This window comes from uncultured Kiloniella sp. (assembly GCF_937128705.1).
In the GTDB taxonomy this organism is placed as follows: domain Bacteria; phylum Pseudomonadota; class Alphaproteobacteria; order Kiloniellales; family Kiloniellaceae; genus Kiloniella.
On the sequence record NZ_CAKZMP010000367.1, the window covers coordinates 1 to 12800 of the forward strand.

At 46.2% G+C, this 12800-nt stretch carries 11 protein-coding genes; 6 read left to right on the forward strand and 5 right to left on the reverse strand.

Annotated elements, in window-relative coordinates:
* Positions 1 to 497: sigma factor-like helix-turn-helix DNA-binding protein (locus tag Q0241_RS18515; protein WP_299380513.1), on the reverse strand; the 497-nt coding region annotated here is incomplete at its 3' end.
* Positions 498 to 528: 31 nt separating this feature from the next.
* Complete coding sequence (locus Q0241_RS18520) at positions 529 to 909, reverse strand: YciI family protein (protein WP_299380515.1); 381 nt, start codon at positions 907 to 909, stop codon at positions 529 to 531.
* Between the two features lie 267 nt (positions 910 to 1176).
* Between Q0241_RS18520 and rarD the strand changes: the two genes are divergently transcribed.
* Entirely contained in the window at positions 1177 to 2076 is a 900-nt protein-coding gene (rarD, locus tag Q0241_RS18525; protein WP_299380517.1) for an EamA family transporter RarD, read from the forward strand.
* 42 nt (positions 2077 to 2118) lie between these two features.
* On the opposite strand, the gene Q0241_RS18530 is transcribed toward rarD, so the two are convergent.
* Positions 2119 to 3405 (reverse strand): glycerate kinase, encoded by a 1287-nt coding sequence (locus Q0241_RS18530; protein ID WP_299380519.1) that lies wholly within the window; start codon positions 3403 to 3405, stop codon positions 2119 to 2121.
* Positions 3406 to 3794: 389 nt separating this feature from the next.
* Between Q0241_RS18530 and Q0241_RS18535 the strand changes: the two genes are divergently transcribed.
* The 4 genes from Q0241_RS18535 (at position 3795) to Q0241_RS18550 (ending at position 6394) form a co-directional block, all read left to right on the forward strand.
* Positions 3795 to 4583, forward strand: a complete 789-nt coding sequence (locus tag Q0241_RS18535; RefSeq protein WP_299380521.1) for an N-formylglutamate amidohydrolase — start codon at positions 3795 to 3797, stop codon at positions 4581 to 4583.
* Between the two features lie 45 nt (positions 4584 to 4628).
* Positions 4629 to 4928, forward strand: coding sequence for a DUF1244 domain-containing protein (locus Q0241_RS18540; RefSeq protein ID WP_299380523.1), 300 nt, complete (start codon positions 4629 to 4631; stop codon positions 4926 to 4928).
* Between the two features lie 177 nt (positions 4929 to 5105).
* A complete protein-coding gene (locus Q0241_RS18545) occupies positions 5106 to 5453 on the forward strand; it encodes a DUF2312 domain-containing protein (protein ID WP_299380525.1) in 348 nt (115 codons plus the stop codon).
* Positions 5454 to 5656: 203 nt separating this feature from the next.
* A complete protein-coding gene (locus Q0241_RS18550) occupies positions 5657 to 6394 on the forward strand; it encodes a hypothetical protein (protein ID WP_299380527.1) in 738 nt (245 codons plus the stop codon).
* Positions 6395 to 6401: 7 nt separating this feature from the next.
* On the opposite strand, the gene Q0241_RS18555 is transcribed toward Q0241_RS18550, so the two are convergent.
* Complete coding sequence (locus Q0241_RS18555) at positions 6402 to 9887, reverse strand: acyl-[ACP]--phospholipid O-acyltransferase (protein ID WP_299380529.1); 3486 nt, start codon at positions 9885 to 9887, stop codon at positions 6402 to 6404.
* A gap of 471 nt (positions 9888 to 10358) precedes the next feature.
* Here Q0241_RS18555 and Q0241_RS18560 point away from each other — a divergent pair, with 471 nt between their 5' ends.
* Entirely contained in the window at positions 10359 to 11975 is a 1617-nt protein-coding gene (locus Q0241_RS18560; RefSeq protein ID WP_299380531.1) for a BCCT family transporter, read from the forward strand.
* A gap of 68 nt (positions 11976 to 12043) precedes the next feature.
* On the opposite strand, the gene Q0241_RS18565 is transcribed toward Q0241_RS18560, so the two are convergent.
* A partial coding sequence (locus Q0241_RS18565) for an AMP-binding protein (protein WP_299380533.1) occupies positions 12044 to 12800 on the reverse strand: 757 nt, incomplete at its 5' end.

Consider the following 12800-nt stretch of genomic DNA (forward strand, 5'->3'; position numbering starts at 1 on the left):
TCTTTTGCGATTGTTTTTTTTGCTCGTGTAATCCGTTGTTCCATCGTTTTGGATTTTACAAGAAATGCGCTGGAAATTTCTTCGACGGATAAGCCAATGACGATTTTCAGGGCGAGTGCTGATTGATCCTGAATAGACAGTTTTGGGTGGCAGCAAATAAAAAGCAGGCGTAGAAAATCATCGCGGAATTCATTTTCTTGGGGAACATCGTCGAAGGCGTTGTGATTTGTGCTTTCTTGAGCTTGGAGCGTTTTGTGATTGTCACGGGTATTATTCTTGCGAATGATATCCCGTCCGGCATTGCGACCAACCGTCAAAAGCCAGGCAAAGGGATCATCGGGTAAACCTTGCTTTTGCCATACATCCAGCGCTTTAACACAGGCGAGAGAAAAGCTTTCTTCGGCAAGATCAATATCCCGAAAATAACTGACCAGTGCAGCGATGGCCTTGGGACGGATATCTGCAAATCTGGCCTGAAGCCAGGGATGTTGAGGCATGTTGGATTATTCCGGTTAACGGATTGCGGGATTAATCATCTTGAAAACTCGAAAGGGTTCCCCCTGACCAAGAAACCGGCCTTACTTCTATGCTGTGATAGGGGGTAGAGATCACATCGGCCATAGCAATGGCTTCGTCAAGGTTCGGAAACTCAGCCAGATAGAAACCAACGAACTGTTCTTTGGTATCAGCAAAGGGACCATCAGTGACCAAGGTTTTCTGATCTTGATCTACTTTGGATTTCAGTGTCACTGCATTGCTAACAGGCATCAGTTTTGCAGAAGCAAAGTCACCTCTTTCGGTCAGCTTCTTCTGGAGTAATCGGTGTTGTTCAAGGGCGAGTTCCTGTTCTTCAGGGGATAGTCGTCCATGAATACCTTCGGCAGAATATATTAGGAATGAATAGAGCATCATATTTCCTTGTAATTGAATATCATCCAGCAAAAGACGTTTGAGGCAGAGCAGAACCGACAAGACGTTATAATTAAGAGTAAAATAACTTGAACTTGTGTCCAGTGTTATAAGAGTAGGAATAATCTTCTAGCAAAGAAGCACTTGAGAACATTGGTAATTATTTTATAGCATATTTTATAAAATAATTGGGCTTGGCGATGTAATCTGTCTGGCAAAGTTAATTTACCCAGAGTAGTCTGAGTTTCTCTGGTTAGGATTTCCAAAATGACACGTGACACTCTTCAGGGCGTATTTCTGGCTCTGGCCGCATTTTTATGGTGGGGGCTGACACCACTATATTTCAAACAGATAGAGGCGGCTGGACCTCTGGAGGTTCTGAGCCATCGTGTGATTTGGTCTTTAGTTCTTCTTGCGATCTTGCTGTTCGCACGGAAAAGATGGCCTGAGATTAAAGCGGTTTTCAGTTCGCCAAAAATTTGGGGATGGCTGCTTCTTAGTGCCGTACTTATTGCGGTGAATTGGCTTGTCTTCATCTGGTCGATTTCAAATGGACACTTGGTCGAAGCAAGTCTTGGGTACTATATCAATCCTCTGGTTAACGTCCTTCTTGGCGTTGTCATACTTGGAGAGCGGCTAAAGTTGTTACAGGGAATCGCAGTGGGGTTAGCGGCTGTCGCCGTAGGCTATTTGACTTATATAGGGGGCGAATTTCCCTGGATTTCTTTAATCTTAGCAATGTCATTCGGGTTTTACGGGTTGATTAGAAAGCGTTTGCCTGTCGGGGCCCAAGTCGGGCTTTTTGCGGAAACGATAATGGTTACACCGATTGCGTTGGGCTACCTGATCTGGATTGGAGGGCAAAATGAGATGGTTTATATTGCGGGTGGTGCAGATATCAGTTTGTTGTTGATGTTGGCGGGTGTTGTAACAACTGTACCGCTTGTGTGCTTTGCCGCAGCAGCCAGACGTTTGAACTATTCAACAATTGGTATGATTCAATACGTTGGACCCACGGTTAATTTACTCTTGGCAGTATTACTTTTTGGCGAAGCCTTTACCAACGTACATGCCATATCTTTCGGATTGATCTGGTTTGCCGTCTTCTTGTTCAGTGCACAGTCATTTATGGATATGAAACGGGCAAAAAAGCAGGTTGCACTTTAGGCAACCTGCTTCGTTTCGTGTGTATAGCGCTGTTCGGTGGTCTTAGCCTTTTGGCATAATGACAATTGCACGGAAATCGTTGACGTTTGTCCGTGTCGGTCCGGTGATGATAAGATCATCAAGGGCCTGAAAAAAGCTATACCCGTCATTATTGGCAAGATGTTCTTTGGCGTTGATGCCAAGTTTTTCAGCACGTTCAAGCGTATCAGGACTCAGAATCGCACCAGCATTGTCTTCACTGCCGTCGATCCCGTCTGTGTCACAGGCTAGAGCAAAGATATCTGCCACGCCGTCCAGCTCTACCGCTAGGGCGAGTAAAAACTCTGCATTCCGGCCCCCGCGTCCATTTCCTTTGACTGTAACAGTCGTCTCGCCACCGGATAACAGAACGCAAGGTGCCTGTGCGGGTTGACCGTGGTTTGCGACCTGTCTGGCAATCGCGGCCATAACCTTGGCAACTTCCCGCGCTTCCCCTTCAATTGAATCGCCTAGGACAACAGGCGTAAAACCATGCTTTTCAGCAACAATTTTTGCGGCATCAAGGGAATCCTGAGGACGGGAAATCATGTGCATTGAACAGTTGGCAAAAACCGGGTCGTTTGGTTTGGGCGTTTCGTTGGTGGCCTTTTCCAAATGGGCGGCAACCGATGTTGGTGGTGTAATATCGTACTTGGTAAGAATAGCACGAGTATCTGCAAAAGTACTGGGGTCTGGAACGGTTGGGCCGGATGCAATGACATCGGGATCATCGCCGGGCACGTCAGAGATTAAAAGACTAACCATCTGTGCCGGGGCTGCCGCGGCGGCAAGCTGACCGCCTTTAATGGCCGATAGGTGTTTACGTACCGTGTTCATTTCGATGATGTTTGCGCCGGATTTCAGCAAGGCTTTGTTGATTGTCTGCTTGTCTTCAAGGGACAGGCCGTCAGCGGGCAGAGCCAACAAAGATGAGCCACCGCCGGATATAAGGCAGAGAACAAGGTCATCTTCACTGAGGCCTTGAACCATTTCATAGATACGCTTTGCTGCTTCACGACCAGCTGTATCCGGTACAGGGTGGGCGGCTTCGACAACTTCGATGCGGGTGCACTTTTCACCCTCGGGCATGTCGTGGTCATAGCGAGTTACGACAAGGCCCTCTATAGGCCCTTCCCAATTTTCCTCGACAGCTTTGGCCATAGCAGCGGCGGCCTTTCCTGCGCCTATCACGACGGTTTTTCCCTTGGGTGGTTTGGGTAGATAGTCAGGCACAGCCAATCGGGGATTTGCTGCATCCAGGCCAGCCTGGAAGAGATCTCGTAGGAACTTTTTAGGGGATATCGCGTTCATCTACAGGGCCTTCGCTTAACAAGTGTCATAAACCAGAGATGCCTTTATGGAAATGAACAGGGGCATTCGTCAAGAGAAGCCTTCGGAATAACTGTTATTCCTGCCTTTCTTTGACGTTGTGATGAAAAATCTGGTCGGTTTTTGTCTTTGATGCTAGATAGCTTCCTGACTTTGCATGCAAAAGCTTTCAGCTGTGATGAGAAAGTAATCTCTGATGTTCGTGGGCTGGTGATGCGATGGCGAAAATTCCTCTGGAAATCACACCAAACCAATACAATATTGAGGAAGGCATAAAAGCCTTGAGTTCAGTGGTATTGGGCATAGAGTATCGGCGTAAAGTCAGGGCCTCATCATAAGGCCTGAATTAAGGTAAAAGTAATAGGAAGATAATGGATATCCAAATTCTGGCTTCGGATGAACCAAGCCCGGTGAGCGTTATTAATGAAGATGCTGAAACCCCTTTTGTTTTTCTCTGTGATCACGCGACATCTTTTATTCCTAAATCCCGCAACAACCTTGGCGTCGAAGATCATCATCTGGATCGGCACGTGGCCTATGATATCGGTATCAAGGGGGTGACCGAGGGGATCGCTAATCATTTTAATTCTCGGGCAATCTTTAGTAACTTTTCTCGCCTTCTGGTCGATCCGAACCGCAAACTGGATAACGATGCCCTGATGCCTTTGGTTAGCGACGGATGTCATGTTCCTGCAAATCAGGATATGCCAGAGGCAGAGCGAGAAGCCCGCTTAAACGCTTTTTATTGGCCCTATCACAATCAAATTCAGACGACGCTGGATAACATGATTGAACAGGGGCAGGTGCCAATCATCGTGTCCATGCACAGTATGACCCATGAAATGGCCGGTGTTGCCCGCCCGTGGCCTGTCTGCGTGTTGTGGAATCAAGATCCTCGCATTCCGTTGCCCTTGATTGAAACTTTTACGCAACAAGGCTTTAACTGTGGGGACAACGTGCCCTACACTGGCCGGGATGGTCATGGCTATACAATGGAAATGCATGCGGATCGACGGGGACTACCCAATGTCCTGATTGAAATTCGTCAGGATCTAATTTCAGATCAGGCGGGCATAGATCAATGGACGACCCATATGATCAATGCCTTTGAAGAGGTTTTGCATTGCCCGTCGCTTAAAGAAATAAAGTGCTATCGATAAAAATAAGCACAAAAAGAAGTACCTTGTTTTGGGAGAAGAAAAATCATGAACGAGCAAACCAAACTGGAACTGGAAGCAGCGGCGTTCAGACGCCTTGTTTCGCACTTGCAAGATCGAACAGACGTTCAGAATATTGATATGATGAACCTCGCCGGATTTTGCCGGAACTGTTTGTCTAAATGGTATATGGCCGCCGCCGAAGAAAAAGGCGAGACCATGGACTACGGGCAGGCGCGCGAAATTGTCTATGGTATGCCTTATGACGAATGGAAATCGAAGCACCAGTTGGAAGCAACGGCTGAACAAAAAGCGGCCTTTGAGAAAAGCAAACCCGCGCACGATTAATCTTGCAAGTCAGTTAAGGCAACCATTAAGCAGACTGTGGTAAGCGAGAGACATCTTGTTAAAAAAGTCTCCTTGGCTACTGCGGGGCATTGCCAAAGTAGAAGCAGGGCGCTAATTTCCGCACAGACAATTTATGAGACAACTCATTACACGTGATTTTATAAAAGGGCCCCGGGCATGAGCGATTTCGAATCAAGCTACGAAGAAAATACTTCTGACGAAAGCCAGTCAGATGATATGGCAACAGAAACAACAAGTTCCTCTAGCGCAGCGCCCGTGCCAGGTGAAATCGCTGGTGTAACGGCGGACCGTCTTCGCGGATTTATCGAGCGCGTTGAGCGTCTGGAAGAAGAGAAAAAAGGCATCGCCGACGACATCAAGGAAGTCTATGCCGAATCTAAAGCACTTGGTTTCGATACAAAAATCATGCGCAAGATTGTCTCTCTCCGCAAACTGGAACAGCAAGAACGCATGGAGCAGGAAGAGCTTATCGACGTTTATAAGCATGCTCTTGGTATGGTGTAATCTCACCGCACATCGTTGAAGAAAAAGCCCGCCAATCGGCGGGTTTTTTTGTGAGATTTGAATAGGGGAGCTTTTAGGTTCTACCGATTGTTATACCTGTTCAGAGTAGAAATGCTAATTGTCTCCTAAATGTTGTTGTGCCATACACTTGAGATTACATGTTATGCGTGAGTTTTTTTGTATGATTTTAGTGGTGAAATTCTGTGAAAAATATCGGTTATAGTTATTTATTTATGATTGTTTTTAGCTGTTTGGCTGTCCCACTAAGAGCTCATGCAGATTCTGGCTTTACAAACGACATATCAAGAGAAGAGTATTGTCGCGAGTTTAAGAAACTCGTCTTCCCAAATGATGATGCTTATTTTTCGCGTTGGAATAGCCATGAACTTAAGGTTTTTCTTGATGGCGAAGATGCAGAAGTAGCTTATGCAAAAGAACTGTTCGCAAAATTTGAACAGTTAACCAATGTTAAAATTGTTTATACATCGAAAAAAGTAAGTATTGCTCTTGTTTTTTGGGAAGACATATATCGCTATGCGCTGGTTACTGGCGAGAAGTTGTTTAAAAACAGGTATCCTAAAAAATTAGATTTATATGAATACTATAAGGAAAATGCTGAAATAGGTCATTGGAATTTTTTCCTTCAGGATAAAACCCCGACAAGTAAGCAGATGGTTTATAATGTTGGAATATTTGAAACTTCTATTAGTACAAAATCTATAGAAATTTTTGAAGAAAATAAAAAAACTATTGAACTTGCCGTTACTGCATCCTTGTTCCCTTATAATAGCGATGATGTCACTATCAACCTTACCGATGTTGAGGCAGAAGAATTTTCCCCACTAATCAATTCGTCTCATACGCCTTTGATTCAATATTGGTATGGCCTCAATGCGATGGTGCCTGGTATTCAAGAAGAACAAGTTGTTTGTATAGAATGATTTTTACTCAAACCTCCTCAGGCACAAGTGTCTTCTGCAATGTCTGATAATCTGTTTTACCTGTGCCTAGGACGGGGATTTTATCCATAATTTCGATTTCGCGGGGGATCATCAGTTCGCTGATACCTTGTTCTTGTGCTTCTTTTAACAGAATGGCGCGGGTAGCGTCCGGGCATTCTGTGGCGAGGATGAGTTGTTCGCCCTTTTTGATGTCCGGGCGTGCGATGACGGCGTGCATAAAGCCGGGCCAGATTTTGCTGGCGAGATCTTCTGCTGCCGTCAACGAGACCATTTCACCTGCGATTTTGGCAAAGCGTTTAGCGCGGCCCTGAATGGAGATAAAGCCATCAATGTCCATGACGACAATGTCCCCGGTGTCGTACCAGCCGTCTTTGGGTGGTTGAAGCTGTCCGGGAGCCTCGGCGCGCAGATAACCCTTCATGACGTTGGGACCTTTGACGAAGAGACGTCCGCCCGTGGGGATACCGGGAACAGGTTCCAGCCTGCTTTCAATGCCGGGCAGGAAGCGCCCGACGGTGCCCGCTTTGTATTGCAGTGGCGTGTTGGTGGACAGAACAGGGGAGGTTTCTGTCGCGCCGTAGCCTTCCAAAATTCTCAGGCCAAACTTTTCTGACCAGGTTTTTCGGGTGCTGTCCTTAACCTTTTCCGCACCGGCAAAAATATGCCGTACTGAGTAAAAGTCGTAAGGGTGGGCAACGCGGGCATAACCTGTCAGGAAGGTATCTGTGCCAAAGACAATGGTTGCATTTGTGTCGTACACAAGGGCGGGAACGATGCGATAGTGGAGTGGAGATGGATAGAGGAAGGTTTTAATGCCAGAGAGGATTGGCAGAAGCAGGCCGCCTGTTAAGCCAAATGAGTGGAAAATGGGTAGGGCATTGAAAACGGTGTCCGTCGAGTTGAAATCGACCACGGCGGCAAGCTGGTTTCTGTTAGAGAGAAGGTTGTTGTGACTGAGCATGACGCCCTTTGGCACACCTTCTGATCCTGATGTGAACAGAAGGACAGCTGCATCGTTACTCTCTGGTGCAGATTTATTGTGGAATGATCTGGCAAAATGGCTTTTCACCCAACCGCACAGCTTGTTGCCGAGAGAGATTTCCTCTTTGAGATCTTCGAGATAAACAATCTTGTGTTCACGACCCAGCGCATCAACCAGATCATCAAGCCGTCCGAGTTCGATGAACTTACGGGATGTGATGATGGTTTTGATCTCTGCTGTTTTACAACAGGACAGCAGGTTCTTTTCGCCCATGGTAAAATTGAGCATGGCCCCGACGCGCCCGATGGCCTGTATCGCAAAGAATGATACCGCCGCTGCCGAAGAGTTGGGGAGTAAGAGGCCGACAATCTCCTGCGGCTTTGTCAGGTTGGCAAACTTGTCGCCGAGAACAAAACTGGATGTAATGAGTTTGTCGTAAGAAAGCGGTGCGCGTTGAATGTCTTCGACAACAGCGGCGTCACCACCGTGAATATCACGGGCATCCAACAGGTTCTTGAACAGGCCGCCTTCTGGTGGGCACGAGGTAAACGCGGTTTCGCTCATCAAATCGTGGAGCCCCACGCTGATGGCTGAACGACGTTCTCTGCCGCGAATATCGTCACTGAGGCGAAGTTTCTTGGGCGGATGAATGGTGATAATAACCTTGGGGAACCAGCGTTGGCGTATTTTGCCTTTGAGACGTGAAAAGGGCGTGTATTGCGCCCCTTCGATATTAACGGGCAGCAAAGGAGCATCTGCGTGATCCGCAATCATGCCGGGGCCTTCAAAGATCTTCATCATGCCCCCGGTGACAGTAATACGTCCTTCGGGGAAGATCACACAGCGCTTGCCAGACTTGACCACATTAATCATGGTCTTGGTTGCCATGGGATTGGTCGGGTCGATCGGATAGGAATCAACGACGGATAGGAAAGGTTTTACCCACCAACGCTGAGCGACATAGGTATCTATCGCAAAGGTGGGACGGCCGGGTAAGAAAGCGGCAAGAAGAATACCATCGAGAAAAGAAACATGGTTGATGACGATAACGGCCTTGGGGCCAAGATCTTTGAGGTTTTCTTCGCCTCTGACTTCCACGCGGAAACAGATTTTTAGTATGAGTCTGAAGAATAGTTTTGTTGGAACTTCGGGCAGGAGTTTGCAGACATAGAGAGCGACGAAAAGGTTGAGTATCCCAACGATCAGGAATATTTCAGGAATAGTAAAGCCAAGCATGAACAGGCCCGTTGCCCCAATGGCTGAGACAACCATAAACAGGGCATTGACGATATTGTTGCTGGCAATATTCCTTGCCCGGTGACTTTCGCTACTTTCATGTTGAAGGATGGCATAGAGCGGCACGATATAGAGGCCACCGCTAATAGAGATAAGCAGCAGATCAATCAGAACTCGGATTAATTCGGGGCGTTGGAAGTATTCTGCGAGGCCAATCAACGAGGATGACGCGGGTGTTATGGTGTTAGATGCGAGATACAGGTCAAAGCTGAAAAGCGATAGCCCCAGAGCGCCAAAGGGAACGTAACGTGCTGTGATTTCACCTTTGAGCAGCTTGTTGCATATTAGCGAGCCGAGAGCGATACCGATAGAAAACATGGTAAGAAAGAGAACGCTGATCAACTCGTTTCCGCCAATGATTTGTTTTGCCAATGGCGTGAATAGAGAAAGAAACGTTGCCCCAAAAAACCAGAACCAGGAAATACCCATAATAGAGAGAAAGACCGGACGATTGCCCGCACTGTGTTTAACCAGATTATAGGTTTCTGCCAGAAAGTTTGGGTTGATTTTTAGGGATGGCTCAGAGGCTTCAGCTCTGGGAATGAAGTAGCTCGTGATAAGGCCGATCAGGGACAGAGCTATGATGAGGAGGGAGACAGTCATCAAGCCATCCTCTGTCATAATAACAATGCCGCCGATGATTGTGCCGATTAAAATGGATAAGAATGTTCCTGCTTCGACCAGCCCGTTTGCACCGATAAGCTCTTCATCACGCATGTGATCAGGAAGAATACTGTATTTAAGGGGACCAAAGAAGGCTGACTGTGTTCCCATTAAGAACAAGACGACCATCAGATAGACGGGGGAGTTCGTCAAAAAGCCATAACTGGCAAGCCCCATAATGATTATTTCAAGGTACTTTGTAAGGCGAATTAAACGCGACTTTTCAAACTTGTCTGCAATTTGACCTGCGATCGCAGAGAAGAGAAAGAAGGGAAGAATAAAGATGCCCGCAGCTTGGGTGACCATTGCCTTTGCTTCTTCCGGGGACAGGTGGAGCATCTTGTATGTAATCAAGACAACGAGGGCATTTTTAAAGAGGTTATCGTTTAAAGCCCCCAATGCCTGAGTGAGGAAAAGAGGCAGAAAACGTTTGCTCTGCATAAGGTGCAATAGATTTTCACCACCAGATTCTTTGGACTGAGGTTGATTTGCCAAAGTTTCGTCTTCTCTGTTTTTATCGTCTGGGGACATCCCTAGCTACTCCGCCTCTTTATTGTCTTTTGCTGTATAGTGCCGAATTGTTTTGAAGATTTAAACTAACTTTGTGTTTTTACTTATTTAATTATAAGTGAGTAATCACTCATAGTTGTAGCCTTTTCAGTTTAAAGTCAAGTGTGGGGTTGGAAATTGTTGTGTCAAAGAATGAAAATTTACAAATTTAGATAAAAATGGTCGTTAATAGAAATGTTATAAATAAACTGTTAATCAGTTAACTGAGTATTGATTTTATTATTCTTCAAATTGTTCTTCCTATTGTTTTTATTGGGTTATATCTATTTATCTGTGCTTTAGGATCAACGAATGGGGTCTGTTTCCAAGCGCGTATGATGGTATTTTTATTCCTGAATCACCGATAAAACGGTCGTTAATAACCATGAAAAGGATTTTGGCTTTCCCATTATATCCTCGGCCCAATTCGGGTTCTTTCAGGGAGGATTAAATATGAGAGCAAAATCAGGCTTTCTAAAAGGTTTGAATCCGACCATGGCAATATGGTCGAAGTTTCTTGTCTTCGCCTTGGTGGTTATGGCGTTTGTTGCCACCGAAGGCGTAGGTGATTTTTTTACAGGAATTAACAATTTCCTGGTTGGCACCATGAAATGGTACTACTTGGGAATTGTTGCATCTTTCTTGTTCTTTGTTATTTGGTTACTGTTTAGTCGATACGGTAATCTTCGTTTGGGTAAAGATAGCGATAGACCGGAATTCAGTTATTTTTCTTGGTTCGCAATGTTGTTTGGTGCTGGTATGGGGATCGGTCTGGTCTTCTGGTCAATTGCCGAGCCAATTTACCATTTTCAGTCTAACCCCTTTATTTCAGAAGATGCGTCGCAAACAGCAGAAGCGGCACAAGTCGCCATGCGCATCACGTTGTTTCACTGGGGATTACACCCATGGGCAATCTATGTAATCGTTGCCTTGTCATTGGCGTACTTTGCCTATCGCAAAGACTTGCCTTTGACCATTCGTTCTTCGCTGTATCCGCTTATTGGCGAACGTATCTATGGTCCTATTGGGCATCTCGCTGATCTATTGGCTGTGTATGGTACAGTCTTTGGTGTTGCGACGTCTCTTGGACTTGGTGTTCAGCAGATGGCCACTGGACTGTATGAAATTACAGGTTGGGGTTTCTGGATTACGGAAACGATTACCGACGGCGTTACGAAAACCGAACCCGCCTTGGCAGCAATGATGGTGTTGATTGCCATTATTTCTGGTTTAGCAACAATCTCTGTCGTATCTGGCGTCGGTAAAGGGGTTAAAATCCTTTCCGAGGTGAATCTGTGGTTGTCCATTGCAATTCTGGCATTTTTTATTGCTTTCGGCCCAACCCGTTATCTTCTCGGATCATTCCTGCAGAACATGGGTGATTATATAGGAAATGTAATTCCTTTGAGCCTCTGGACCAATGCAAATGACGAAGCAAGTCAATGGCAAGGCTGGTGGACAGCTTTCTATTGGGGCTGGTGGATGTCATGGGCACCATTTGTAGGTATGTTTATTGCGCGTATTTCACGTGGCCGGACAATCCGTGAATTTATTCTAGGTGTTCTATTGGTGCCAACATTACTTGGTGCTGTCTGGTTAACCGCATTTGGTGGTACGGCATTGCATATCGAGCTCTTTGGTGACGGGGGTATCGTCGAGGCAGTTAAGTCTGATTTGACGTCAGCTCTATATGTAACCTTGCAAAAAATGAATGCTGGTTTCATGGGATCAATCGCTGCGATTGTTGCGACACTCCTTATTGCGACCTATTTCATTACCTCTTCTGACTCTGGTACCTTAGTGGTTAATACTCTTCTATCCGTCGGGGATGAAAATCCACCTACTGTGCACCGTGTTATTTGGGGACTTGGGGAAGGCTTTGTTGCTGCCGCGCTATTAATGGCAGGGGGGCTGAAAGCCTTACAGGCGGCGGCGATTGCCGCAGCATTGCCGTTCTCAATTATCATGATCTTTATGATGATTGGCTTGGTAAAGTCTCTTCGTCAAGAAGATTTAGGGATTGCCTATGCACCAAGCGGAGACCGTGTTAGCGGAAGTTTGAACGACTAACCGTTTATGCGTAAACGTTACTAAATGAAACGGCCCCACTAAATGTTGGGGCCGTTTTTTTGCAATTTCTATTTTGATACTTTGGGATAAAGGGACTCTATTTCTTCCTCATATACCTCAATAACCTTGTGGCGTCGCACTTTTAGCGTTGGTGTCATCATTTCATTGTCAATTGTGAAAGGTTCTTTGGCGATCACAAATTTACGCACTTTCTCAAGCGGGGAGAGCTGTTTGTTAATTTGATCAACGGCTTTGGCGATAGAGATTTTTAACGAAGGATTGTTGTGTACAGAGGCGAGAACGGCGGCAACTCCGTTGGCTTCTCCCCATAGGTCGAGAAACTCATCATCCGGCACGATAATAGCCGTTAAGTGAGGGCGTTTGTTCCCGTATACCATGACTTGATGAATTGAAGGGTGGAGAGATAGCTCCCCTTCTACACGAGCAGGGGAAACGTTATCACCCCCGGATAAAACGATAATATCCTTTTTGCGGTCAGTGATCTTTAAGCGTCCACGATGATCAATTTCGCCAATATCTCCGGTATGTAGCCAACCACCTATAATGGTTTCATCGGTGTATTTCTGATCATTCCAATAGCCTGACATCAAAAGCTCGCCCGAAGCCAGTATTTCGCCGTCATCAGCGATTTTGATTTCAACGCCCCTGAGTTGAGGGCCGACAGTGGACATATCTATTCTGTCGTGCCGGTTAACCGCGATAACAGGGGCCGCTTCTGTCTGTCCATAGCCCTGCAAAATTGTTAAACCAAGCGCGTGAAAAAACAGTCCGACATCTTCATTGAGAGCCGCGCCACCGGAAACC